A 25958-nucleotide genomic window follows, 5' to 3' on the forward strand; every position below is an offset into this window, starting at 1 on the left:
CCCCTTATCGCAGCAGCCGCGCTTCGCCCCACACGACGGGCAGCGCATCGCCCGCCGGTCCGTCGCCCTGCGCGCGCGCGACCAGCTCGACGATCCTGGCGCCGCCCACATCGGCCTCGACCGGCACCGCCGCCTGCCCGGCATGCACTGCCGCCGACCGCGTGACGAGGCGTCCGTCGGCATAAACCTCGAACACCACCGGACGGTCGCGCTGGGTCGCCCCGTCATCGACGCCGACCGTCGCGGCAAAGCGCGTCGCGCCGTCGTTGCGAACCTCGAGCCGTGAGTTGGCGAGCACGCCCAGACCCGTATCGATCCGTTGCCCCGCGACACGCAGCGGCGTCATGAACGGCGACCGGTCCGCCTGCGCGCCGCCCCAACCGGCATATTGCGGATGCTCCCCCGCTCCGCGTGTGCTCATCCAGGGAATGATCGAATGATTGATCGTCGGATCGCCCTTGGGCGCGACGATGCCGTCCGCCGCCGGATTCACCTGTCCGGGCAGTTCGGACACATACATGCCATCGGCCAGCGCCCGCGCGCCGCGTGCGGTGAACACCAGCGTCTGGTGAGGGGCAACCTGCAATTCGGTTTCCTTGGTGAAACTGCTGCTTTTGCCTTCCCACAGGTCGGTCAGCGACACCGGCTGGTCGTCACGCATCTTCAGGTGCTGGGCCGTCAGCACCGCTTTCATCGGGGTCAGGCCACGATTGAACACCGCCACCGCCTTGTCACCATTGGCCAGCGTCTTGACCAGGATCTGCACGTCGTCGGACAGATAGGCGGGCACCGCCTGATGCCCCGCCGGGTCCTGGTTCAGTGCGATCAGCGCCTTGTTGCCGAACAGCGCCAGTTGCGCCGGCGTCGCCTTGCGAAGGTCATATCCGATCAGCAGCGGCGCGTTGGTGATCGCCCACAAGGCGAAGTGCGAGCGCGCCTCGGTCATGTGATTCGCATCGAAATCGCCCTGGCCGATGAACAGCATGTCGGGATCGTTCCACGACCCCGGATGGGCATAGAGCGCGCGCGTCAGCGTCGTGTCGAAATTGGTCAGCATCCGCGACCAGTCCGACGTGATGTCGTCGCTGGTGCGCGACGTGTTGCCGACATCCTTGGCCCAGCTGCGAACGTCCGACGATCCCCACAGGCAGATGGAGAACAGATACTGGCCATCGGGATTATGCCGCTTCAGCGCGTCGGCGACGTCCTGGAACAGCCCCTTGACGACGGGAATGTCGGTGCGGCCGATGGCGTTCATGTCGATCAGCGGATCGAACCGGCGATAGGTGCCGTTGCGAACGGCATCGGCCTCCGCACCCAGCCCGCGCACGCCACATCCATCGACTTTGATGTAATCAAAACCCCATTCGGCGAAATACAGCGCGATGTCGCGGTCGGTGTTGCCGTATAGCCCGACCTCGCGCTCCGCGACGGTGCCTTCGGGCTGGTTCGGGAATTGCGGCGTATAGATCTGGACGCAGCTGTTGCGGCCGATGTCCGAATAGATTCCGGCCTTGAACCCCATGGCGTGCAGCCGGTCGGTCAGCGGCTTGAAGCTGGTGGTGTCGCCCTTGCCGATGTCGGCGGATGGGAAATTGTCGGTGCGGATGACCATCCGCTTGTCGCTCTGGCGCCGTTTCAGCCACCAGCCATCATCGATGTTGATATAGCGATAGCCCGCCGCCGCCAGTCCGCTGTCGCGAATGACCCGTGCCGAGGCCATCAGCTTTTCCTCGTCGATATCGCTGTAAAAGGCGTTCCAGCTGTTCCAGCCCATCGGCGGCACCGGGGCCTGTCCCGCCTGGTTGGCGCTCCACCGCCCCGTCGGGGCCAGCCGATCCGACTGCGCCGCCGCGCCCGTCGCCAGGCTGAGGGCCATTGCCGTGCCCAACAGCATCGTGCGTGCTTTTTCGATCATATCCTCTCCTGCCGATTGACCGCGTTTTTTGTCCGACTAAACTGTTAGCGATAAATTGGGAGAGGAAAATGGGGCTGCGATCGATTCTGGCGGTGGCAGCGCTCGCTGCGCTGGGCGCGCCGGTCGTGGCACAGGACAAGCCCGGCACCGCGCCGGGGTCGAACCCGTTGTTCCGCGAACGGTTCACCGCCGACCCCGCACCGCTGGTCGTCGGCGACACGCTGTATCTCTATGTCGGGCACGACGAGGCGCGCGGCAAAGAGATGTTCACGATGCGCGAATGGCTGGTCTATTCCACCAAAGACATGCGCCACTGGACCGACCATGGCCCGATCATGAAGCCCACCGATTTCAAATGGGCGATCAAGGATGCCTGGGCATCGCAGGTGATCGAACGCGACGGCAAATTCTATCTCTACGCCACCGTCCGGCACGACGACACGCACAAGGGCAATGCGATCGGCGTCGCGGTATCGGACAGCCCGACCGGCCCGTTCGTCGACGCACGCGGATCGGCGCTGATTACCGACGAGATGACGTTGCCCAGCAATCATCCGTGGAGCGACATCGACCCGACGATCTTCATCGATGATGACGGCACCCCCTGGCTCGCCTGGGGCAATGGCAATTGCTACCTGGCGCCACTGAAACCCAACATGATCGAGCTGGACGGGCCGATCCGCGACATCACGCCCCCGCATTTCGAAGAAGCGCCGTGGCTGCACAAGCGCGGGGACCTGTATTACCTGACCTATGCCTCGCTCGACCGGAAAACGCACAAGAACGAGCGGATCTCATACGCCACCGCGCCGTCGATCGAAGGGCCATGGACGCCGCGCGGCGTGTTGACGGGATCGGGCAGGAACAGCTTCACGATCCATCCGGGCATCGCCGAGTTCAAGGGCGACTGGTATCTGTTCCTGCACAACGCGCTGCTGTCGATCGGCGATCAGAAGGGCGCGATCGGCCGCCGCGCCGTCACGGTCGAGCATCTGCAATACAACCCCGACGGCACCATGCGTCCCGTCAGCCAGACCGAAGCCGGCGTGACGGCACCGCCGCCGGCCAATTGACCCAGCCAAAAGGGAGAGAGAATGTCTATCCGCACTGTTCTTGCCGTTGCCACGCTGGCCAGCGTGGCCGTCCCCGTTGCTGCACAGGACAAATACGGCACCACGCCGGGTTCCAACCCGCTGTTCCGCGACAAGTTCACGGCCGACCCCGCGCCGCTGGTCGTTGGCGACACGCTGTATCTCTACACCGGCCACGATGTCGCGCAGCGTGACGAGATGTTCAACATGCAGGAATGGCTGGTCTATTCCACCAAGGACATGAAGAACTGGACCGAACATGCGCCGATCATGAACGTCAAGGACTTCAAATGGGCCAAAAAGGACGCCTGGGCCGCCCAGACGATCGAGAAGAACGGCAAATTCTGGTTCTATGCAGCGGTCGAACATGACGACACGCATCCGGGCAAGGCGATCGCGGTTGCCGTATCCGACACGCCCACCGGCCCGTTCGTGGACGCCAAAGGCTCGGCCCTCATCACCAACGAGATGACGCCGAAAGGCACGCATAGCTGGGAAGACATCGACCCGACCGTCTTCACCGACGATGACGGCACGACGTGGATCGCTTGGGGCAACCGGCAGGCCTATATCGCCAGGCTCAAGCCCAACATGATCGAGATCGACGGCGAGATCACCGAAATCACGCCCCCGCATTTCGAGGAAGGCCCCTGGCTGCACAAGCGCGGCGACCTGTATTACCTTACCTACGCCTCGCTCGATCGCAAGACGCACCGGGACGAGCGTATTTCATACTCGACCGCCAAGTCGCTGAACGGGCCGTGGACCTATCGCGGCGAACTGGCCGATTCGGGTAAATACAGCTTCACCATTCACCCCGGTATCGCTGCGTTCAAGGGCAACTGGTATATCTTCATGCATAATGCCACGCTGGCGATCGGCGACCTGAACGGGTCGATCGGGCGGCGCACGGTGACGGCGGAATATCTGCGCTACAATCCCGACGGCACGCTGAAAAAAGTGCCGCATACCGAAGCGGGCGTCACCGCCCCCGCCCCTGCCGACGCGGCGGCCGAATAAGAGACAGGCCGACGATTATCCCGGCTGGCCTTTGACTGATGTTAGCGGTATCCGGGCGTCACCCGGTCTGTATCGCGACAGGAGAGGAACCATATGAACGCGAACCGTCCCCACCGTAACCTGATCGCTGCGAGCGCGCTGGCGCTGGCGCTGGCGCTGGCCGCCTGCTCTGGTGGCACGCCCGATGCCGCCGACAATGCCGCCGGTGCCAACGACATGATGGCCAATGCCAGCGCCGATGCCGTCGGCCCCAATGGCCGCCGCTATCTGTCGCAACCGCTCGTCACCGAAATCTACACTGCCGACCCGTCGGCGCATGTGTGGGGCGACGGCAAGCTGTATGTCTATGGCAGCCACGACATTGACGGCGACGCGGTCGAGGATGATCTGGGCGGCCACTTTGAAATGCGCGACTATCGCATTCTCAGCATGGACGAACCCGGCGGCAAGACCACCGTTCACCCCGTCGCGCTGGATGTGGACGATGTGCCCTGGGCCGAAAAGCAGATGTGGGCGCCCGATGCGGCGTTCAAGAACGGCACCTATTACCTCTATTTCCCCGCCAAGGACCGCGAAGGCGCGTTCCGCATCGGCGTGGCGACTTCCGAATCGCCGATCGGCCCGTTCAAGGCCGCACCGGAGCCGATCAAGGGCAGCTTCTCGATCGACCCGGCGGTCTTCGCCGATGGGGCTGAGCATTACATGCTCTTCGGCGGCATCTGGGGCGGTCAGCTTCAGCGCAACACCACCGGCACCTATGATCCCAACGGTTCCAAGACCGACATGGGCAAGCCGAACGAACCGGCGCTGGCGCCCAAAATCGCCAAGATGTCGGGCGACATGATGGAGTTCGCCGAGAAGCCGCGCGACATCCAGATCCTGGACGAATCGGGCAAGCCGATCTTGGCGGGCGACACCGATCGCCGCTTCTTTGAAGCGGCATGGATGCACAAGCGCGGCGACACCTATTATCTCAGCTATTCGACCGGCGACTCGCATTACCTGGTCTATGCGACGGGCACGTCGCCTTATGGTCCCTTCACCTATCGCGGCCGCATTCTTGAGCCGGTGAATGGCTGGACGACCCACCATTCGATCGTTGACTGGAAGGGCAAGACGTACCTCTTCTATCACGACGTCCAGCTTTCGGGTCAAACCCGCCTGCGGAACGTCAAGATGACCGAACTTACCTACAACCCGGACGGGACGATCAAGACGATCGACCCGTATCAGAAGTAAGCGGGTATGTTTCTTGGCATCGACATCGGCACATCCGGTGTAAAGGCCGTCGCGCTGGATGAGCGCGGCGGCGTGGTGGCCCAAGGGGTGGCGGCGCTGACCGTTCAGCGCCCCCAGCCGCTCTGGTCCGAACAGCATCCCGACGCGTGGTGGGAAGCCACGCAGTCGGCGGTCCGTGCAATCGACCCGGCGGTCCGCCGGGCGGTGCGCGGCATCGGCCTTGCCGGGCAGATGCACGGCGCGACGCTGCTCGGCGCCGACGACCGGCCGCTGCGACCCGCCATTTTGTGGAATGACGGCCGCAGCCATGCCGAATGCGGTGAGCTTGAGGCAAAGGTCCCCGACCTGCACGCCGTGACCGGCAATCTTGCCATGCCCGGCTTCACCGCGCCCAAGCTGATGTGGGTGGCGAAACACGAACCCGAAACTTTCGCGGCGATCCGCACCGTCCTGCTGCCCAAGGATCAGGTGCGGCTTCGCATGACCGGCGAAAAGGCGTCGGACATGTCCGATTCGGCCGGCACGCTGTGGCTCGACGTCGCCGCGCGCGACTGGAGCGACAAGGTGCTGGCCGCCACCGGCCTGTCGCGTGACCATATGCCGCGACTGGTCGAGGGGACCGAAATCGCGGGAATGCTGCGCGCCGATGTGGCGCAGGCATGGGGCATGGACGAAGTGCCCGTCGCTGGCGGCGGCGGCGACAATGCCGCGGGTGCGGCCGGCGTCGGCGTGGTGCGCGACGGCGACGCGCTGCTGTCGCTGGGCACGTCGGGCGTCATCTTCGTCGCGACCAGCGACTTCCGCCCCAATCCGACGCGGGCCGTCCATGCCTTTTGCCACTGCCTGCCCGGCATGTGGCACCAGATGTCGGTGCATCTGTCGGCGGCGGCGTGCATCGACTGGGTCGCGCGGCTGACCGGCACCAGCGGTGCGGCCGAATTGTTCGCCCGCGCCGAAAGCGTCGGCGCGGCATGTGGCCCGGAAATCTTCCTCCCCTATCTGTCGGGGGAGCGCACCCCGCACAATGATGCGGAGGTTCGCGGCGGCTTCCTTGGTCTTGACCACGACACCACGCCCGAACGGCTGGCCCAGGCCGTGCTGGAAGGCGTGGCGTTCGCGCTGGCCGACGGCGTTCAGGTGCTGCGCGAGGCGGGCACCGACCTGAACGAACTGTCGGTCATCGGCGGCGGCGCGCGCTCGCGCTACTGGGGCCAGACACTGGCCGCCGCACTCGACGTCGAACTGGTCTACCGCCAGGGCGGGGAAGTCGGCCCGGCGCTGGGCGCCGCGCGGCTTGCCCAGTTGGCGGTCGATGGCGGCAACGCAGCCGATCTGTGCCAGCCACTGCCAGAGAGCCACCGCATTACCCCCGACCGCACGCTGGTCGACCGGCTTGCCCCCAAATTGGCGCGCTTCCGCGACGCCTATCCCCGCATCACGCCCAGGAGCAACTAATGGCTACCGACTTTTTCGCAGACATTCCGCAGATCAAGTATGAAGGCCCCGACAGCGACAACGAGCTGGCCTATCGCTGGTATGACAAGGACCGCATCGTCATGGGCAAGCGGATGGAGGATCACCTCCGTTTCGCGCTGTGTTTCTGGCACACCTTCTGCTGGCCGGGCAGCGACGTGTTCGGCGGCGGCACCTTCAACCGCCCGTGGCACGCCGGTGCCAATGACAGCGCCGCCGCCGCGATGAAGCGCGAGACGGCGTTCGACTTTTTCCAGAAGATGGACGTCCCTTATTACTGCTTCCACGACGTCGACGTGATGGCAGAGGCGCATGACGTGACCACGCATCGCCGCTACCTGGCCGACGCGGTCGACCATCTGGAAAAGCTTCAGGCATCCAGCGGCCGCAAGCTGCTGTGGGGCACGGCCAATCTGTTCAGCCACCCGCGCTTCGCCGCCGGTGCGGCGACCAGCCCCGACCCCGAAGTCTATGCCTTTGCCGCGATGCAGGTCCGCGACGTGCTGGAAGCCACGCACCGTCTGGGCGGCGAAAACTATGTCCTGTGGGGCGGTCGCGAGGGTTACGAGACGCTGCTCAACACCGACCTGAAGCGCGAGATGGACAATTTCGGCCGCTTCCTTAGCCTGGTGGTCGAGCACAAGCACAAGATCGGTTTCAAGGGCACGATCCTGATCGAGCCGAAGCCGCACGAGCCGACCAAGCACCAGTATGACTTCGACACGGCCACCGTTTACGGCTTCCTCAAGCGCTATGGCCTTGAGGGCGAAGTCGCCGTGAATATCGAGGCGAACCACGCAACCCTGTCGGGTCACACGTTCGAGCATGAGCTGGCGATGGCCAATGCACTGGGCATCTTCGGGTCGATCGACGCCAATCGCGGCGACCACCAGAATGGCTGGGACACCGACCAGTTCCCGAACTCGGTCGAGGAACTGACGCTCGCCATGCTCGAAGTGATCCGCGCGGGTGGCTTCACCACGGGCGGCTTCAACTTCGACGCCAAGGTGCGTCGCCAGTCGAGCGACGCGGTCGACCTCTTCTATGGTCACATCGGCGGCATCGACACCGTGGCAAAGGGCCTGCTGAACGCCGCCGCGATCATCGAGGATGGCCGTGTCGACGGCGTGCGCGCCGATCGTTACGCGGGCTGGACCGATGGTCTGGGCGGCGAGCTATCGAACCTCGACCTCGCCGGCATCGCCGACCTGGCCGTGGAGCGCGACCTGAAGCCCCAGCACAAATCCGGCCGTCAGGAGCGTCTGGAAAACCTCATCAACCGCTTCATCTGAAACGGCTGACCCGTCAAAAAAGAAAGGGGGCGGTTCACATCGCCCCCTTTTTCATGCCGCCAGAGCGAACCCGCTCACCCAATGCGGGGGCAGCGTGTTGTTGATAACCGTGATGAAACCCCACATAAAGGTCAGGCTGGCAAGCAGCGTCAGCGCTGGCACATCACGGCCGACGCTGCCGCGTGGCGTCGGAGGGGCAAGTGCCAACGCCATTTTCGTTTCTCCCTGACAGGATGGCGGCATCAATCCCGCTTGCCCGAACTATTGTCCGACTATAATCACCTCAAAGGCCGTCAACGGACGGCGATGGCAGCGGAGAGGAAGGAACGTGTCGATGATTTTCCGGAGATTGGCACTGGTAGCGCTCACATTCGCCGTCGCCACCCCCGCGGCGGCCGCCGATGCGGAGCGCCGTCCGTTCGGGAAGCTGGCAGACGGCACCGCGGTCGAGGTGGTTACGCTTCAAAACGACAACGGTGTCGAGGCGCGGATCCTGAGCTATGGCGCCACGCTGCAGGCGCTGATCGGACCCGATCGCGCGGGCCAGCGCGCCGATGTGACATTGGGCCATGACACGCTCGAGCCTTATGAAAAGACACCGAACTATTTCGGCGTCACGGTCGGGCGCCACGCCAATCGCATCAATGCCGGGCGCTTCACGCTGGACGGCAAAGCGTATCAGCTGACGCAGAACGACAAGGGCAATTCGCTGCATGGCGGGACGCAGGGGTTCGACAAGCGCAACTGGCGCATCGTGTCGGTCGCCAGCGGCCCGGCCGCGCGCGTCGTCCTGAGCCTGACCAGCCCTGACGGCGATCAGGGCTATCCCGGCAAGCTGGACGTGACCGTCACCTATTCGCTGGACGAAGCGAACAACCTGACGATCGCTTATGAGGCGAAGACCGACAAGCCGACCATCGTCAACATGACCAATCACGCGCTGTTCAACCTGGCGGGTGAAGGCGCGCCGCAGGGCACGTCGGACCATATGCTGACAATCCCCGCCAAGGCGTTCACGCCGGTCAACGCCGCGCTGATCCCCACCGGCGAGCGCCGCGCGGTCGCGAACAGCGTGTTCGACTTCACCAGCCCGCGCCTGATCGCGTCGGGCGTGCGCGACAACACCAACGAACAGATCCTGTTGGGTCGCGGATACGACCATAATTTCGCGCTGGACAAGGGTGTGACCGCCCGCCCCGAACTGGCCGCTCGGCTGGTCGACCCGAAATCGGGCCGCGTGCTCGACGTGCTGACGACCGAACCGGGCGTGCAATTCTATACCGGCAACTTCCTCGATGGGTCGGTGACGGGCAAGAACGGCCATGCCTATCGCCAGGGCGACGGCATCGCGCTGGAGCCGCAGAAATTCCCCGATGCGCCCAACCAGCCGGGTTTCGTCTCGGCGCGGGTCGATCCGGGCAAGCCATATCGCCACACGATGACCTATCGCCTGACCACCTCACGCTGAAGCGAGTGACATGACCAAAACCGACCCTTCCAAGCTGCGTTCGCGCGCCTGGTTCGACAATCCCGAGAATGTCGACATGACGGCGCTCTATCTGGAGCGTTATCTGAACTATGGCCTCAGCCTTGAGGAACTGCGTTCGGGCAAGCCCATCATCGGCATCGCCCAGACCGGCAGCGACCTGACGCCCTGCAACCGCCACCACCTTGTGCTGGCGGAGCGCGTGCGCGAGGGCATTCGTGAGGCGGGCGGCATCGCCATCGAGTTTCCGGTCCACCCGATCCAGGAAACCGGCAAGCGCCCGACGCCGGGCCTGGACCGCAACCTTGCCTATCTGGGCATGGTCGAGGCGATCTATGGCTATCCCTTCGATGGCGTGGTGCTGACGATCGGGTGCGACAAGACGACGCCCGCCGCGCTGATGGCGGCCGCCACCGTCAACATCCCGGCGATCGCGCTGTCGGTCGGCCCGATGCTGAACGGCTGGCACAAGGGCGAGCGCACCGGATCGGGCACCATCGTGTGGAAGGCGCGCCAGATGCTGGCGGCGGGCGAGATCGACAACGAAGAGTTCATCAAGCTCGTTGCATCCTCGGCCCCCTCGACCGGCTATTGCAACACCATGGGCACCGCGACGACGATGAATTCGCTGACCGAAGCGCTGGGCATGTCGCTGCCCGGTTCGGCCGCGATCCCCGCGCCGTATCGCGATCGTCAGGAAGTGTCGTGGCGCACCGGCAAGCGCATCGTCGAGATGGTGCACGAAGACCTGAAGCCCTCTGACATTCTCACCAGGGAAGCGTTCCACAACGCCATCCGCGTCAATTCGGCGATCGGCGGCTCGACCAACGCACCGATCCACCTGAACGCCATCGCGCGCCACATCGGCGTGGCGCTGCCGGTCGAGGATTGGCAGGAACACGGCCTCGACATCCCGTTGCTGGTCAACCTGCAACCGGCGGGCGAATATCTGGGCGAGGATTATTACCGCGCGGGCGGCGTGCCGGCGGTGGTCGCACAACTCATGTCGCGCGGTCTGATCCATGAAGGCGCGATGACCGTCAACGGGCGGTCCATGGGCGATAATTGCCGCGGCGCCACGATCGAGGACGACCGGGTGATCCGCCCGATCGACCAGCCGCTGCGTGAAACGGCGGGCTTTGCGGTGCTGAGCGGCAATCTGTTCGACGCCGCCATCATGAAGCTGAGCGTCATTTCGGACGAGTTCCGCCAGCGTTACCTGTCCAACCCCGACGATCCCGATGCGTTCGAGGGGCCGGTGGTCGTGTTCGACGGGCCGGAGGATTATCACCACGGCATCGACGATCCGGCGCTGGGCATCACGCCCGAAACGCTGCTCATCATGCGCGGCGCCGGGCCGATCGGCTATCCGGGCGCGGCAGAGGTCGTGAACATGCGCCCGCCCGCCTATCTGATCGCCGACGGCGTCAACAGCCTGCCATGCATCGGCGACGGTCGCCAGTCGGGCACCAGCGGCAGCCCGTCGATCCTGAATGCCAGCCCGGAAGCCGCGGCGATGGGCGGTCTGGCGCTGCTTCGCACGGGCGACCGGGTTCGCATCGACCTTCGCAAGTTCACCGCCAACATCCTGTTGTCGGACGCGGAACTGGCCGAGCGCCGCCGCGCGTTGATCGCTGAGGGCGGCTATCGCTATCCCGAATCGCAGACGCCGTGGCAGGAAATCCAGCGCGATCTGGTCGGTCAGCTTTCGACCGGCGCAATTCTGGAAGGCGCTGAGAAGTATCAGCGCATCGCCCAGACCAAGGGGCTGCCGCGCGACAGCCATTAAGGCCGTCGTTCAGGACTGAAAAAAAGAGGGGCGGGTGCCGGTGGCGCCCGCCCCTCTTTTCGTCATTCGACAAACGGGTCGGTCGTCTTGCGTCGCCCGCGCAGGAATGCGTCGGCAACCAGCCGGAACGGCGCGGGATCGACATCGCTCGCCCCTGCGCGGATCAGATCGGCAAAGCGGGCATAAAGGCCGGGATATTCGACATCGCCCGAAACATGGGTTTCGCCGTCGAGGTTCAGCACCGCCCCGCCCTTTTCAAGCAGCAGCCGCCCCGCATCGGTATCGACGCGAATATCCCAGCTTTGCGGACCTTCCTGTCGCCAGTCGAGGTCCATGTCGATCGCCGCCCCGCGCGTGTCGGCCAGCGTCAGCCGTGCGGCGATGGGCGCGGCGCGATTGGCGGGAAATTCGAGCACCGCGTCCCTCAGATAGACGGGGCGCGGCAGGATGTCGGTCGCGATTGACAGCGCGTTGATGCCGGGGTCGAACACCCCCAGCCCGCCCGGTTCCCAGATCCATGCCTGACCCGGATGCCAGACGCGCACATCCTCGCGCCAGACGATCTCGACCGAGCGGATTTCGCGGGTTGCCAGCCACGCCTTCGCCCGCGCGACCCCGGCGGCGTATCGCGAATGCCAGGTGGCGAACAGGCTGATCCGGTCGCCCGCCGCCGACACCAGGGCTTCCACTTCGGAAAGCGTCGCGGCCGGCGGCTTTTCGAGCATGACGTGCAAGCCGCGCTCGATCGCCTGAAAGGCCAGCGGCGTGCGGGCCTGTGGCGGGGTGCACAAAGCCACCGCATCGACCGCTGCATCGCTGTCGATCAGCGCGTCAAAGCTGCGGAAATGCCGCACGCCGTCGATTGGCGGCGCGTTGGGGCTGACCGTCGCGGCCAGTTCGAACGCGTCGTTGCCGGCCATCGCGGGAATATGCTGGTCGCGGGCGATCTTGCCCAGTCCGACCAGCGCAACGCGGATCGGCGCAGTGCTCACAGCTGCTTCACCGTCACCGGCGCATCGGCCGCGCGGGCCAGCGGATTGGCCAGCGGCAGGGTGAAGGGTGCGGCCTGAATCTCGAACACATCGCCTTCGCGCGTTTCGATCCCGTCGCTGAACGACAGCGTGGCCGTGCCGAAAAAGTGGACATGGATGTCGCCGGGGCGGCGGAACAGCGCATATTTGAAGTGGTGATGCTCAAGGTTCGACAAATAGTGCGACATGTTCGCCTCACCCGACAGGAACGGCTTTTCCCAGATCACAGCGCCGTCACGGCGGATGCGGCTGGTGCCCTGCACGTCCTGCGGCGGGGTGCCGGTCAGCAGTTCGGGACCGAGTGCCGCCTGGCGCAGCTTGGAATGCGCCAGCCACAGGTAATTGTGGCGTTCGGTCACATGGTCGCTGAACTCGTTGGCCAGCGTCAGGCCAAGGCGGAACGGCGTGCCGTCCGGCCCGATCAGATAGATGCCGGCCAACTCCGGCTCCTCGCCGCCGTCGCGGGCAAAGGCGGGCATCGACAATGCGTCGCCCGGACCCACCAGTTGCGAGCCGTCGCCCTTGTAGAACCATTCGGGCTGCTGTCCGGCCTGACCCGCTGCGGGCTTGCCGCCCTCGACGCCTTCAAGGAACATTCGCATCGAATCGGTCTGCTTTTCCGCATCGGCAGCCGCGCGGTGCATCTTGTCGCGCCCTTCGGCCGAGCCGAGATGCGTCAGGCCCGTGCCTGACAGGATCAGGTGCGCGGGATCTTCATGATCGATCGGCGCCAGCAAACGCCCCCCCGCTGCCAGCCCGGTCAGGTCGGCGTCCCCATCGGCGCCCATGGCCTCGACCGCTTGGGCCAGCGTCACGCCATTCTCGATCGCGGCCCATGCCAGTGCGCGCGTGCTGTCGACGCCGCGCACGTAAACGGCACCGTCGTCACTGGCGGCGACGACGCGTCGCGCGCCGTTTTCGTCGCGGACCTGTATCAATCGCATCCGGCTCTCCATCATTGCCAATTTAGTCCGACTTATTCAGCGCGCCGCCGCTTGGCAACGCGGGATTTGCTCCGGCTCGCGGCGCGGTCTAACGTCCGGCCCAATCGCGCGCGCCGTTCGGGGCGGGCATGGCCGCAAGGAACGGATGGTCGTGGACGAACAGATAAGGAAGCCACGGGGAACGGGGCGTCGATTGCGGGGCGCAGTGGCCAATTATCTGGGCACCGCGATCGTGTCCGGCTCGATCGCGCCGGGCGAACGCCTGTCGGGCGAAGTCGCCAATGCCGAAGCGCTGGACGTCTCGCGCAGCGCCTATCGCGAAGCGGTGCAGGTGTTGACCGCCAAGGGGCTGGTCGAAAGCCGTCCGAAAGCGGGCACCCGTGTGCTGCCGCGCAGCCGCTGGAACCTGCTCGATCCCGAAGTGCTCGCCTGGGCTTTCGCCAACGAACCGGATCTGGGCATCGTGCGCGACTTGTTCGAACTGCGCGCGATCGTCGAACCGGCGGCGGCACGGCTGGCGGCGGAGCGGCGCGACAAGACCGACATCAAGCTGCTTCGCGACGCGCTGACCGCGATGCGCCGCCATACGCTCGCGACCGATGCCGGCCGCGCCGCCGATCGCGATTTCCACGACGCCATCCTGCGCGCGACACGCAATGACGCCCTGGTGGCGCTGAGCGCGGGCATCGGCGCGGCGGTCAATTGGACCACGCAGTATAAGCAGCGCCTGCGCGCACTGCCGCGCGATCCGTTGCCCGACCATGTGCGCGTCGGCGAAGCGATCATCGCGGGGGACATCGAAGCTGCGGGTCTCGCCATGCACACGCTGATCGACCAGGCGTTTGACGACACGCGCGCCGCCATGGTCCGCTGAACCACTGGCCTGACAATCGCATTTACGGCGTTCTGGCCATAAAAAACGCCGGCCGCCAAAGGCGAACCGGCGCAGGAGCGGCTCGGGAGAGAGCACGTTCCTGACAACTGGCATGGCAGAATTGGTAAGTCAATCGACGCGGGTCAGCGCGCGGCGGCGAACATCCGGCGCCGCGCCTCGACCTGCTCGCGCAAGCGTTCGGCTTCCTCGACCTCGGTCGCCTGCAACAGTGAATCGAGCACGCGTGTCAGGTGGACCCGCATCGCTTCGCGCGCGGCATTGGGATCGCGGGTGGTCAGCGCGTCGAGGATCGCGGCATGTTCGTCGATGCGCGGAAAAACCCCTGCTTCATGCGCCTTGCGCGACAGCAGCCGATATTGGGGAGAGCGCGCCTTGGCCTCCCACATCGACTGGACCGCCGCCGTCATCGCGCTGTTCCGCGTCGCATCGGCAATCGCCAGGTGGAAACGGTGGTCGGCTTCCTCCGCCGTCACATAATCCGGCCCGGCGGCGCTCATTTCATCGAGCAGCGCGCGCAGCCCGGCCAGATCGTCGTCGGTCACGCGCGTCGCGGCCAGCGCGCAAGCCTCCGCCTCGATCGCGCGGCGTGCTTCCAGCAGTTCGAACGGCCCGACACCGGTCATCGCCGCCTTGCCGCCCTGCGGTTCACTGGCGATGACATGCACACCCGAACTCATCCGCACATCGACCAACCCGTCGACTTCCAGCGCGATGATCGCCTCGCGGATGCTGGGACGCGAGACGCCGAACACCTGCGCCAGCTCCCGTTCCGACGGCAGCCGCCTGCCGACGGGATATTCCCCCGAAGTGATCCGCGCCGCGATGCCGGCGGCGACCTGGGCGTAAAGCCGCGTCGATCCTTTTCGTGCCATGACGGGAACGATAACGTGGTGGTTCGGCCGCGACAATCCGCGATTCGTTCAACCGGCCTGACCATCGCGCGCGCGGGCATGGCCCGCCTGTGCGCGTTCCCGCAGCCGTTCGACCGCGGCGGCATGGATGCCGGGCGCCGTCACCAGAATGCCGAACGCCTCCCCCCGCCGCGTGTTGAACGACAAGGGACGGCCCAGCGCGTCGCTGACCGCCGCCCCGCCTTCCCGCGCGATCAGCACGGCGGCGGCGATGTCCCATTCGTGCCCCCAGCGCAGCGTGGCGAGCAGGTCGGCCTCGCCAGCGGCGACCATTGCCATGCGAAGCGCGATCGAATTGGGTTTGGCGACGGTTACGAAATCGCGGTCGGCACGCGCCAGCGCATCGGCGGGCACGCGCGCACCGGCCAGTTCGCTACGATCACCAGCGCGCACAGGCTTGCCATTGCGCCATGCACCGCCACCCGCTATCGCCGTCCAGCACTCGCCGCGCGCTGGGGCGGCAAGCACGCCGATCACCGGCTGCCCATCCTCGACCAACGCGATCGACACCGCCCAACCGGGCCGCCCGCGCAGATAATCGCGCGTGCCGTCAATGGGGTCCACCACCCAGACCCGGCGGCCCGCCAGCCGTTCGGCGCCGTCCACCGTCTCTTCCGACAGCCAGCCCGCATCGGGCAACAGCGCCGACAATTGTTCGCGCAGCATCTGATCGACGGCGATGTCGACCTCGCACACCAACTGGCCGGGCGATTTTTCCCAGCGGCGCACATCGGTTCGGAAACGCGCCATGGCCAGCGCGCCCGCCGCTTCGGCGACCGCGAAGACGCGCGCCGCCAGCGCGTCAGTCACCCGCCACCGTCATGCCATCGACACGCACCGTGGGTGCATTGATGCCGTAGCGGAACGACAGGTCGCTGGCCGGGGTCAACGCGGCAAACATGTCGGAAAGGTTGCCCGCGATCGTCACGCCCGCGACCGGCCGGGTCAATTCGCCATCCTCGATCAGGAAACCCGCCACCCCCCGGCTGTAATCGCCGGTCACGCCGTTCACGCCCTGTCCGATCAGTTCGGTCACATACAGGCCGCGCGTGACCTCCCCCAGCAACGTCTGCGGCGGGATGGTGCCGGCGGCCAGATACAGGTTGCTGGTCGAAACCCCACCGCCGCGCGCGCCATGCCCGGTCGGCTCCAGCCCCAGTTGCCGCGCGGTCGCCGAATCGAGCAGCCAGGTCTGGAGCACGCCATTGTCGATCAGTGCCGCTGGCGACATCGGCAATCCTTCGCCATCGAAAGGACGCGAGCGGAGGCCGCGCGGCCGGTGCGGGTCATCATGAACCGACACGCCCGCTGCAAAGACCGGTTTGCCCAGACGGTCCTTCAGGAAACTGGTGCCGCGCGCTACCGCGGGTCCGCTGATCGCGGCGGCGAAGTGGTTGACCAGGCTGCCGCTGACGCGCGGGTCGAACAGGATCGGCATCGGCCCACTTTGCACCTTCACCGGATCGAGCCGTTCGATCGCTCGAGCCGCCGCGCGTCGACCCAGTTCAATCGTCGCATCGAGCTGATCGAGATAGCGCGCCGAATGCCCGGCATGGCCATTCTGCATCCGCTCGCCCGTGCCGGCGATGACGCTGGCCGATGCGCTGTAATTGGTGGTGCGATAGCCGGCGGCAAAGCCGTGGCTGGTCGCCAGCGCCGACACCGCTTCGCGCGCGGAGGCGCCCGCCCCCTCGCTGTTGGTCACGCCCGCCACGCCGCGTGCCGCATCCTCGATCGCCATCGCCATGTCGCGCAACCGGTCGGGCGTCACGTCGTGGCCGTCATGCAGGTCGAGGTCGGGGGCGTTGCCGTGCAGCAGCCGCGCGTCGGGCGCCAGCCCCGCCCATGGGTCCTCGGGCGCGGCGCAGGCCATGGCCACGACGCGTTCGGCCAGACGGGTCAGGTCGGTGTCGGCCATGCGCGAACTCGACACGCTCGCCATACGCCGACCGACGAACACGCGCAGTGACAGGCTTTCGCCCTCCGACCGGTCGATATCCTCGATCTGGCCCAGACGCACGCCGATGCCCGTCGACTGGTCGGCGGACACACCCGCATCGGCGGCGTCTGCCCCGGCGCGGCGCGCGGCCTCGACAGCGTTGGCGGCGATCTCGACGGCTTGGGAAACACTCAGCATCACATGCAGGTAAGGGGCCGGCCCCGCCCCGTCAAAGGCCCGCCCCATTAAAGGCCTGCTCCATCAAAAGGACGCCGCCGTCCCCACCGTCAGACAGGCGAGGAACACCAGCAGCCCCGCCGTCCGGTTCGACCGGAACCGCGCCAGCGCGTTGGCGCCGTCGCCAGGCACCAGCGTCATCACCTGCCATCCCAGATGCGCGGCGGCGGGCAGCAGCGCCAGCAAGGCGAGTGGATCGGCAAACACCTGCCACAGCGCCGCGCCCCAGCACGAGAGCGCCACCGCATAGAAAGCGGCGACGCCGGGCCGCACCCGCCGCCCAAGCGCGCGGGCGGAGGATTTGACGCCGACCAGCGCATCATCCTCGATATCCTGAAGCGCATAGATGGTGTCGTATCCCACCACCCATGCGATCGAACCGGCATAGAGGAATGCCAGCGGCAGCCACACGCCCCGCGTCGCGACTTCGGCCCAGGCGACGGGCGCGGCCCATGAAAAGACCATGCCCAGCCACGCCTGCGGCCACCAGGTGATCCGCTTCATGAAGGGATAGGCCGCGACCAGCGCCAGGCTGGCCAGCGCGATCAGTTGCGCCAGCGGCCGCAACTGCAACAGCACCACCAGCCCGATCAGCGACAGCGTGACCAGCCATGCCCATGCCGCCTTCAGGCTCACGTCACCGCTGGGCAGCGGGCGGCTGCGCGTGCGTTCGACCTGTGCGTCCAGCTTGCGGTCGACAATATCGTTGAACACGCATCCCGCGCCGCGCATCGCGATGCTGCCGATCAGGAACCAGACCAGCATGTCCCAACGCGCGATCGCCCCGCCCGCCAGCCCGATCGCCCAGGCACCAGGCCAGAACAACAACCACCAGCCGATCGGCCGGTCGAACCGCGCCAGCAGCGCAAAGCCACGCCATTTGGGCGGCAGGCGGCCGACCAGCCCCTTGTGCTCGCTGTCGGGAACGATGGTCGCGACGTCGGTCATGCACTGCCCATGCCACCCCCGGCACGGTTGCGAAAGCCCGTTCGGGGTGCCGGCGCGTCCCTGGACCCGCGTCGGATCGGGACAATATCACGCCGGGGCGCCCTTCTGCCATTGCCCTGTTGCATACCTATGCGTATCGCCCGCGCAAGTAACCGAACAGGGAAACCGCATCGTGACGCAATCGCCCAGCAACATCCTCGACCGCGTGCTCGTCCTCGAAATGGTCCGCGTGACCGAAGCGGCGGCGATCGCGGCATCGACACTGGTCGGTCGCGGCGATGAAAAGGCCGCCGACGCCGCCGCGGTCGAGGCGATGCGCGCTGCGCTGAACGAGCTTTACATGGACGGCACCGTCGTCATCGGCGAGGGCGAGCGGGACGAGGCGCCAATGCTGTTCATCGGTGAAAAGGTCGGGTCGGCGCCGGGCAAGGGACCGAAGATCGACATCGCGCTCGATCCGCTGGAAGGCACGACGATCACCGCCAAGGCCGGTCCCAACGCGCTGGCGGTGCTGGCGATCGCAGAGGAAGGCTGCCTGCTGAACGCGCCCGATGTTTACATGGACAAGATCGCGGTCGGCCCCGGCTATCCGGCGGGGATCATCGACCTGCAAAAATCGCCGACCGAAAATGTCCGCGCCATCGCTGCGGCAAAGGGCGTGCAGCCGCACGAGATTATTGCCTGCGTGCTCGATCGGCCGCGTCATGAAAAGCTGATCGCCGAACTGCGCGCGATCGGCTGCGGCGTGGTGCTGATCGGCGACGGCGACGTGGCGGGCGTCATCGCAACCAGCGATCCCGACACCACCATCGACATCTATCTTGGGTCGGGCGGCGCGCCCGAAGGCGTGCTGGCCTGTGCTGCGCTGCGCTGCGTCGGCGGGCAGTTTCAGGGCCGCCTGCTGTTCCGCAACGATGATGAGCGCGCGCGCGCGCATCGCTGGGGGATCGAGGATCTGGACAAGGTCTATACCCTCGACGACCTTGCCAAGGGCGACTGCATCTTTGCCGCGACCGGCGTGACCGACGGCTCGCTGCTCGATGGCGTCAAGCGCAAGGGCAAGATCATGACCACCGACAGCGTGGTGATGCGCGCCAGTTCGGGCACCGTCCGCTGGGTCAAGGGCGAACACCGGATCGGCTGACCGGAATACCTCCCCGGAAAGGGGGGGACCATGCGAAGCATGGTGGAGGGGTAAGGCCACAGGCGGCGCACTTAAAGGTGCCGCTTCTCCAGCTTCCTCGCCAGCGTCCGGCGGTGCATCCCCAGCCGCCGCGCCGCTTCGGAAATGTTGAAGCCGGTGTCTGCCAGCACCTGATGGATATGCTCCCATTCCAGCGTGCGGAGCGAGGTCGTGCTGGCGGCGATGTCGGCGGCTGTATCGCCCTCCACCCGTTCGAATGCGGCTTCGATATCGTCGGTATTGGCGGGCTTGGTCAGGTAATTGGTCGCGCCCAGCTTGATCGCCTCGACGGCGGTCGCGATGCTGGCAAAGCCCGTCAGCACGACGATACGGATCGCCGGGTCCAGCGCGTGCAGCGCGGCGACGCAGGTCAGGCCCGATGCGCCGCCAAGCCGCAGGTCGACCACTGCGTGCGTCGCGCCATGTTCGCGCGCGGCATCCTCCAGCCCCTCCGGCCCGGACAGCACGCGCACCGCATCGCCGCGCCGCTCGAACGACCGCGCCAGCGTGCGCGCGAACACCGCGTCATCCTCGACGATCAGCAATCGCCGCCCCGTCATGTCGCTTCCTCCAGACTGAGCGCGGCCAGCGGCAGGCGCAAAACCACTTCGGCTCCGCCACCGTCGCGATTGGACACGGCCAGCGTGCCACCCAGCACACGCAGCACATTGCTGGTCAGGAACAGTCCCAGCCCCGCTCCGCGCCGGTTCTTGCTCGACTGATACGGCTTGCCCAGATGCGCCAGGATCGCCGCCGGCACCCCGCGCCCGTCGTCGCGAACCGACAGGATCAGCGTGTCGCGCGTCCGCCGGGCCTCAAGCTCGATTTGACGCGCGCCGGCTTCGGCGGCGTTGTCCAGCACGTTGCTCAGCGCCTGTGCCAGCGCGCGGTCGGCCACAATGCCCAAATCGGGGCCAAGCGCGTCGTCCACGCTGACCAGCCCCGGATGGGCGCTGTCCCAGCGCGCGATAATGTCGGTCAGGAACCGGCGCAGCGTGGTGCGTTCGGGCGCCTGCCCGGTCACTTCGCCCGACGCCAGCAGGATGCCCGACAGGATGTCCTTGCACCGCGCCACCTCGGCCCGCATGTCCTCGACCTCCGCCGCCAGCGCGGGATCGCTGCGGATCGCCGGTTCGCGCGCCCAGTCACCCAGCGCCACCGCGACGGAGGCGAGCGGCGTGCCCAGTTCATGCGCGGCCCCGCTGGCGAGCAGGCCCATCCGCACGATATGCTCCGCCTCCGCCGCGTGCTGGCGCATCGCCGCCAGCCGGGCGTCACGCTCCGACAGGTTGCGCGTGATGCGCGTGACGAACAGCACGATCAGCACCGCCGCCAGCGTGAAATTGAACCAGTTGCCGATCAGATAGGGCGCCGACAATGCGCTGGCGAAACGCGGCGACAGGTCGAGCGGGCGATATTCGACCGTCAGCGCGGCAAAGGCGGCGCTCGTTACCGCCACCAGCAGCCAGCCCGATCGCGGCCGCAGCAGCACCGCGCCCAGCACGACCTGCAACAGGAACAGCCCCGCGAACGGATTGGTCGCGCCGCCCGACAGATACAGTTGCACCGACAGCGCGGCGACGTCGATCAACAGCGCGGCCAGCAACTGCCCATTGGTGACGGGCCGCCGCCGCTCGGCCAGCAACTGCACCAGGTTCAGGCCGATCAGCAGCCCCAACGTCGCGAACATCGGCAGGATGGGCAGCGCGACCCCCATGCCGAACTGCACCGCCAGGATCGTCGCCATCTGTCCCGCCACCGCCAGCCAGCGAAGCTGGACCAGCAGCAACAGGTTGCGGCGGCCGGCATCCTCGGCGACGGGCGGGGTGGCGATCACCCCCGCCCCCTGACACGCCAGGCCAGGAACGCCAACAGCGCGGCCATCGCAAACCATGTCAGCGCATATTGCAGATGCTGGTTGCGGAACCGCACGACGGTCAGCCCGCCGCGCGGCCATTCCGCGCCATTCGCGCCGGCGTCCAGAAACCAGGGCGCAACCGCCCCCAGCCCGCGTGCCGCCGAAATCGCGGCCACATCGCGCGAATACCATCGCTCGCCCTTGGGGTCATTGGCACGCAGGAAACCGCCGCCCGGCTCGCTCAGCCGCAACAGGCCCGTGACCGCGACCGGTCCTTGCGGCGGCGGCACCTGTCCACGCCGGTCCGGCGTCACGAACCCGCGATTGACGAGGATGCGTCCGACATCGCTGTCCAGCGGTGTCAGCACCCAGAACCCGCCACCCAGCTCGGTCACGGCCTGAACATAGGTGTCGTGGCCTGTCAGGTAGCGGCCGCACACCATGACGCGCTTATATTCGTCGTCGCGCCCCACCGCGCCCAGCGGCGGCGCGCCGGGTGGCGCGGCCAGTCGCGCCTCAACCCGTTCGATCAGGTCGAGCTTCCATGCCCGCCGGTCGAGCTGCCACACGCCCAGCGCGACGAACACCCCGATCAGGGCCAGCACGCCGGCGCGGGCGATCAGCCGGGTCACATGCCGCTCATGTCCATCTGCGCGCTGGTCGGCGTCATCGGCGGCATCATGTAGCGATTCATGTTGACCATCACCCACAGCGAACCGGCGATGGTGATGACCACGATCACCGCGGTGAAGATCAGCGCCATCAGCGTCCAGCCATTTTCGGACTTCGCGCTCATGTGCAGGAAATAGATCATGTGGACGACGATCTGCACCACCGCCATCGCCATGACGATCCCCGCCGTGACGCGTTCGTCGGCGATGAAGCCGCCCATCACCAGCGCGAACGGGATCGCCGTCAGGATGACCGACAGCACGAACCCGGTGACATAGCCGCCGCGCGTCGCATGGGCCGCGCCGCCCTCACCATGGCTTTCGGCATGTGCGCTCATTGCATCGACCCCAGCAGATAAACGAAGGTAAAGACGCCGATCCACACGACATCGAGGAAGTGCCAGAACAGGCTCAGGCACGCCAGACGCCGGGTATTGTCGGCGATCAGCCCGCGCTTTGCGACCTGCACCATCAGCACGACCAGCCAGATGCAGCCGAAAAAGACGTGCAGCCCGTGCGTGCCGACCAGCGCGAAGAAGCTGGACAGGAACGCCGAACGCTGCGGCCCCGCGCCTTCGTGGATCAGGTGGTAGAATTCATACAGCTCGATGCCCAGAAACGCCGCGCCGAACAGGCCGGTGACGGCCAGCCAGCCCAGCGTCCCGCGCTTGTTGCCCTCCTGCGCGGCGATCATCGCGAAACCATAGGTGATCGAGCTGAACAGCAGCATGGCGGTGTTGATCGCCACCAGATTCAGGTCGAACAGCTCGGCCGCGTCGGGTCCGCCCGCCGCGCTGCGGCCATAGACGCCCCAGCTTGCGAACAGCATGGCAAAGATCAGGCAGTCGCTCATCAGATACAGCCAGAAGCCGAGCATCGTGCTCGATCCCGGTTCGTGATGATGCTCCGGCTCGATCTCCCAGAAGCTCGGAGCCTCGCCCTCGGTGCGGGTCACGCTTGCCATGGCTCAGGCCCCCTGCGCGGCAAGCGCCTGCTGCGCCCGCTCGGTCCGCGCCACTTCGTCGGCGGGAATGTGGTAATCGCGGTCATAATCGAAGCTGTGCCAGATGGCATAGCCGACGATCCCGACCAGGCTCAGCCCCGCCAGCCACCAGATGTGCCAGATCATGCCGAACCCGCACGCTGCCGACAGCCCGGCCAGAATCACGCCCGCCCCGGTGTTGCGCGGCATATGAATGTCCAGATACCCCTCGGTCGGGGTCTTGGCACCGCGCGCCTTCATGTCGTGCCACGCATCCAGGTCGTGGATGATCGGCGTGAACGCGAAGTTGTAGGCCGGCGGCGGCGAACTGGTCGCCCATTCCAGCGAGCGACCGTTCCACGGATCGCCCGTGGTGTCGCGCAGCTTGTCGCGATTGAGGACGCTGACGCCGATCTGGATCAGGAAGGCGGCGATCCCGACCGCGATGATTGCTGCACCGATACCGGCGATGACGAACCAAATCTGGAGCGACGGGTCGTCGAACGTCCGCAGGCGGCGGGTCACACCCATCAGGCCCAGCACATAGAGCGGCGTGAACGCGACCCAGAAGCCGATCACCCAGCTCCAGAAGCTGACCAGTCCCCATTTGCGATCCAGCTTGAAGCCGAACGCCTTGGGCCACCAGTAATTGATGCCCGCGAACATCCCGAACAGCACGCCGCCGATAATCACGTTGTGAAAATGCGCGACCAGGAACAGCGAGTTGTGCAGCACGAAGTCGGCCGGCGGCACCGCCAGCAAGACGCCCGTCATGCCGCCCACGGTAAAGGTCAGCATGAACGCCACCGCCCACATCATCGGCAATTCATACCGGATGCGGCCCTTGTACATGGTGAACAGCCAGTTGAAGATCTTCGCCCCGGTCGGGATCGAGATAATCATCGTCGTGATGCCGAAGAAACTGTTGACGCTGGCGCCCGAACCCATGGTGAAGAAATGGTGCAGCCAGACCAGATAGGCGAGGATGCAGATCACGATCAGCGCATAGATCATCGACGTATAGCCGAACAGTCGCTTCCCCGAAAAGGTCGAGACGACTTCCGAAAAGATGCCGAACGCCGGCAGGATCAGGATATAGACTTCCGGATGGCCCCAGATCCAGATCATGTTCACATACATCATCGGATTGCCACCGAGGACGTTGGTGAAGAAATTGGTGCCGACATACCGGTCGAGGCTGAGCATCGCAAGCACGGCGGTCAGCACCGGGAAAGCCGCAACGATCAGCACGTTGGTGACAAGCGACGACCAGGTGAACACCGGCATCTTCATCATCGTCATGCCGGGCGCGCGCATCTTGACGATGGTGGCGATCAGGTTGACGCCCGACAGCAGCGTGCCGACACCCGCGATCTGCAAGGCCCAGATGTAATAATCGACCCCGACCTCCGGCGAGTAATCGAGGCCCGACAGCGGCGCCATCGCCAGCCAGCCGGTGCGCGCGAACTCGCCCACGAACAGGCTGGCCATGATGAGCATGGCGCCCGCCGTGGTCATCCAGAAGCTGAAATTGTTGAGGAACGGAAAGCTGACGTCGCGCGCGCCGATCTGTAGCGGGACGACATAGTTCATCAGGCCCGTGACGAACGGCATTGCCACGAAAAAGATCATGATGACGCCGTGCGCGGTAAAGATCTGGTCGTAATGGTGCGCGTTCAGATAGCCTTCGTTGCCGAACGCCATCGCCTGTTGCAAACGCATCATGACCGCATCGGCAAAGCCGCGCAGCAACATCACCGTGCCCAGGATCATGTACATGATCCCGATCTTCTTGTGATCGACGGTGGTGAACCATTCGGTCCACAGCCAGCCCCACAATTTATATTTCGTGATAAGCCCCATCATCGCAAGGCCGCCGAGCGCCACGACCGCGAAGGTCGCGACGACGATGGGTTCGTGCAGCGGCAGCGCCTCAAGCGTCAGGCGGCCGAAGATCATCTGGGTCAGTGCGTCGGACATGGCTCTCAATGCCCCTCATGCGGCGCGGAACGGCCGCCGGGATTCTGTCGATCGGTGGTGGCACCCGATCCGGTGCGCGCGGGCGGGCCGGCGCCTTCGCCGGCCGCATTGGTGCGCGGGCTGGGCGCGTGTTCGCCCGCGTCCTGCTCCAGCGCGCCTTCATTGCGCGGGCGCATGGCGTTGTTGGTCGGCGCGGGCAGTCCCTTGCCGCCATGATGACCGTGCATCGATTCGCTCATGCACGGCTGGCCGGGACGCACGCACAGGTTGACCGCGCGCTCGAACAGGCCGCGCTCGGCATTGGCGAAGCGCATGACGGGCACCCCCTCGCTCGGCTGTTCGAGCCTGAGATAGGTCGGACCGTCCAGGCGTCCGCCGCTCGCCTTCACCCGCGCGACCCACTGTTCGAACGCGGCGTCGTCGACGGCGTGAGTGCGGAACTTCATCTTGGAAAAGCCGGCACCACTGTAATTGGCCGACATGCCCTCGAAATTGCCGGGCTTGTTCAGGACAGCGTGGAGCTTGGTCTCCATGCCCGCCATCGTATAGATCATGCCCGCCATCGCCGGCACGTAGAAGGTGTTCATGACGCTGGAGCTGGTCAGGCGGAACCGCACCTGGCGATCGACCGGCACCACCAGTTCATTGACCGTGGCGACGCCCTGTTCGGGATAGATGAACAGCCATTTCCAGTCGAGCGAGACGACCTGCACTTCAAGCGGCCGCTGCGTCGCCGGCACTTCACGCCCCGCCGCGATCCGGCCCAGCGGGCGATAGGGGTCCAGCGTATGCGTCGCCACCCAGGTGAGCGCACCCAGCGCGATGATGATGAGCAGCGGCGCCGACCAGATAATCAGCTCAAGGCCCGTCGAATGGTCCCAGTCGGGGCGATATTCCGCCTCGTCGTTCGACGCGCGATAGCGCCACGCGAACACCGCCGTCAGCACCATGACCGGTACGATGATGAGCAGCATCAGCCCCGTCGACCACAGGATCAGGTCGGCCTGCTGGCGCGCCACGTCGCCGGACGGGTTCATGACCACCATGTCGCAACCGCCCAGCATCAGCGGG

General features: G+C 66.0%; 23 protein-coding genes and 1 pseudogene. 9 read left to right on the top strand and 15 right to left on the bottom strand.

Translation table 11 applies throughout. The features are described from left to right. Positions 1-4: 4 nt before the first annotated feature. Positions 5-1918: an NPCBM/NEW2 domain-containing protein gene (locus VL973_RS04885; RefSeq protein WP_325282909.1), complete on the bottom strand. Its 1914-nt coding sequence runs from the start codon at positions 1916-1918 to the stop codon at positions 5-7. 68 nt (positions 1919-1986) lie between these two features. Here VL973_RS04885 and VL973_RS04890 point away from each other — a divergent pair, with 68 nt between their 5' ends. The 5 genes from VL973_RS04890 to xylA all read left to right on the top strand — a co-directional run bounded on the left by VL973_RS04890 (position 1987) and on the right by xylA (position 8033). Then, positions 1987-2991: a glycoside hydrolase family 43 protein gene (locus VL973_RS04890; protein ID WP_325282910.1), complete on the top strand. Its 1005-nt coding sequence runs from the start codon at positions 1987-1989 to the stop codon at positions 2989-2991. A gap of 21 nt (positions 2992-3012) precedes the next feature. Then, positions 3013-4029 (top strand): glycoside hydrolase family 43 protein, encoded by a 1017-nt coding sequence (locus VL973_RS04895; protein WP_325282911.1) that lies wholly within the window; start codon positions 3013-3015, stop codon positions 4027-4029. A 93-nt stretch (positions 4030-4122) separates the two neighbouring features. After that, positions 4123-5268 carry a glycoside hydrolase family 43 protein gene (locus VL973_RS04900; RefSeq protein ID WP_414712194.1) on the top strand — a complete coding sequence of 382 codons (1146 nt, stop codon included), beginning with the start codon at positions 4123-4125 and terminating at the stop codon, positions 5266-5268. Between the two features lie 6 nt (positions 5269-5274). Further along, positions 5275-6723 (top strand): xylulokinase, encoded by a 1449-nt coding sequence (gene xylB / locus VL973_RS04905; RefSeq protein ID WP_325282912.1) that lies wholly within the window; start codon positions 5275-5277, stop codon positions 6721-6723. Then, positions 6723-8033, top strand: a complete 1311-nt coding sequence (xylA, locus tag VL973_RS04910; protein ID WP_325282913.1) for a xylose isomerase — start codon at positions 6723-6725, stop codon at positions 8031-8033. The genes xylB and xylA overlap by 1 nt, the downstream gene beginning before the upstream one ends. 57 nt (positions 8034-8090) lie before the next feature. On the opposite strand, the pseudogene VL973_RS04915 reads toward xylA, so the two are convergent. Beyond that, positions 8091-8246: pseudogene (locus tag VL973_RS04915) on the bottom strand (glucose/galactose MFS transporter); the annotation flags it as partial. 121 nt (positions 8247-8367) lie between these two features. Between VL973_RS04915 and VL973_RS04920 the strand changes: the two are divergent. Together VL973_RS04920 and VL973_RS04925 are read left to right on the top strand one after the other, a co-directional pair. Beyond that, entirely contained in the window at positions 8368-9501 is a 1134-nt protein-coding gene (locus VL973_RS04920; RefSeq protein WP_325282914.1) for an aldose epimerase family protein, read from the top strand. 10 nt (positions 9502-9511) lie between these two features. Further along, positions 9512-11308, top strand: coding sequence for an IlvD/Edd family dehydratase (locus VL973_RS04925; protein WP_325282915.1), 1797 nt, complete (start codon positions 9512-9514; stop codon positions 11306-11308). 62 nt (positions 11309-11370) lie between these two features. Here the strand turns inward: VL973_RS04925 and VL973_RS04930 are convergent, their stop codons facing one another. Together VL973_RS04930 and araD1 are read right to left on the bottom strand one after the other, a co-directional pair. Beyond that, a complete protein-coding gene (locus VL973_RS04930; protein ID WP_325282916.1) occupies positions 11371-12300 on the bottom strand; it encodes a Gfo/Idh/MocA family protein in 930 nt (309 codons plus the stop codon). Next, on the bottom strand, positions 12297-13283 hold the full coding sequence (gene araD1 / locus VL973_RS04935; RefSeq protein WP_325282917.1) for an AraD1 family protein: 987 nt from the start codon (positions 13281-13283) through the stop codon (positions 12297-12299). The genes VL973_RS04930 and araD1 overlap by 4 nt, the downstream gene beginning before the upstream one ends. A gap of 145 nt (positions 13284-13428) precedes the next feature. Here araD1 and VL973_RS04940 point away from each other — a divergent pair, with 145 nt between their 5' ends. Next, positions 13429-14157 (top strand): FadR/GntR family transcriptional regulator, encoded by a 729-nt coding sequence (locus VL973_RS04940; RefSeq protein WP_325282918.1) that lies wholly within the window; start codon positions 13429-13431, stop codon positions 14155-14157. Between the two features lie 143 nt (positions 14158-14300). On the opposite strand, the gene VL973_RS04945 is transcribed toward VL973_RS04940, so the two are convergent. The 4 genes from VL973_RS04945 to ubiA all read right to left on the bottom strand — a co-directional run bounded on the left by VL973_RS04945 (position 14301) and on the right by ubiA (position 18213). Continuing rightward, positions 14301-15050, bottom strand: a complete 750-nt coding sequence (locus VL973_RS04945; RefSeq protein WP_325282919.1) for a FadR/GntR family transcriptional regulator — start codon at positions 15048-15050, stop codon at positions 14301-14303. 48 nt (positions 15051-15098) lie between these two features. Then, entirely contained in the window at positions 15099-15899 is an 801-nt protein-coding gene (locus VL973_RS04950) for a 3'(2'),5'-bisphosphate nucleotidase CysQ (protein WP_325282920.1), read from the bottom strand. Next, positions 15892-17226: a TldD/PmbA family protein gene (locus VL973_RS04955; protein WP_325282930.1), complete on the bottom strand. Its 1335-nt coding sequence runs from the start codon at positions 17224-17226 to the stop codon at positions 15892-15894. The genes VL973_RS04950 and VL973_RS04955 overlap by 8 nt, the downstream gene beginning before the upstream one ends. 63 nt (positions 17227-17289) lie before the next feature. Continuing rightward, positions 17290-18213: a 4-hydroxybenzoate octaprenyltransferase gene (gene ubiA / locus VL973_RS04960; RefSeq protein ID WP_325282921.1), complete on the bottom strand. Its 924-nt coding sequence runs from the start codon at positions 18211-18213 to the stop codon at positions 17290-17292. A 172-nt stretch (positions 18214-18385) separates the two neighbouring features. On the opposite strand from ubiA, the gene glpX reads away from it, so the two are divergent. After that, on the top strand, positions 18386-19357 hold the full coding sequence (gene glpX, locus VL973_RS04965; protein WP_325282922.1) for a class II fructose-bisphosphatase: 972 nt from the start codon (positions 18386-18388) through the stop codon (positions 19355-19357). 71 nt (positions 19358-19428) lie between these two features. Here glpX and VL973_RS04970 read toward each other — a convergent pair whose 3' ends face one another. The 7 genes from VL973_RS04970 to cyoA all read right to left on the bottom strand — a co-directional run. Next, the gene (locus VL973_RS04970; protein ID WP_325282923.1) at positions 19429-19956 is read right to left on the bottom strand and encodes a response regulator transcription factor; all 528 of its coding nucleotides are present in this window, start codon (positions 19954-19956) and stop codon (positions 19429-19431) included. Then, on the bottom strand, positions 19953-21233 hold the full coding sequence (locus VL973_RS04975; protein WP_325282924.1) for an ATP-binding protein: 1281 nt from the start codon (positions 21231-21233) through the stop codon (positions 19953-19955). The genes VL973_RS04970 and VL973_RS04975 overlap by 4 nt, the downstream gene beginning before the upstream one ends. Continuing rightward, positions 21230-21886 (bottom strand): SURF1 family protein, encoded by a 657-nt coding sequence (locus tag VL973_RS04980; protein ID WP_325282925.1) that lies wholly within the window; start codon positions 21884-21886, stop codon positions 21230-21232. The genes VL973_RS04975 and VL973_RS04980 overlap by 4 nt, the downstream gene beginning before the upstream one ends. Then, positions 21883-22263 (bottom strand): cytochrome o ubiquinol oxidase subunit IV, encoded by a 381-nt coding sequence (gene cyoD, locus VL973_RS04985; RefSeq protein WP_325282926.1) that lies wholly within the window; start codon positions 22261-22263, stop codon positions 21883-21885. Before cyoD ends, VL973_RS04980 begins: the two co-directional genes overlap by 4 nt. Beyond that, positions 22260-22889 (bottom strand): cytochrome o ubiquinol oxidase subunit III, encoded by a 630-nt coding sequence (gene cyoC, locus VL973_RS04990; RefSeq protein ID WP_325282927.1) that lies wholly within the window; start codon positions 22887-22889, stop codon positions 22260-22262. The genes cyoD and cyoC overlap by 4 nt, the downstream gene beginning before the upstream one ends. Before the next feature lie 3 nt (positions 22890-22892). Further along, the gene (cyoB, locus tag VL973_RS04995; protein WP_325282928.1) at positions 22893-24887 is read right to left on the bottom strand and encodes a cytochrome o ubiquinol oxidase subunit I; all 1995 of its coding nucleotides are present in this window, start codon (positions 24885-24887) and stop codon (positions 22893-22895) included. Positions 24888-24892: 5 nt separating this feature from the next. Then, on the bottom strand, positions 24893-25958 hold a 1066-nt coding region (cyoA, locus tag VL973_RS05000; RefSeq protein ID WP_414712195.1), incomplete at its 5' end, for a ubiquinol oxidase subunit II.

The sequence above is a fragment of the Sphingomonas sp. genome, assembly GCF_035490575.1.
Lineage (GTDB): Bacteria > Pseudomonadota > Alphaproteobacteria > Sphingomonadales > Sphingomonadaceae > Sphingomonas.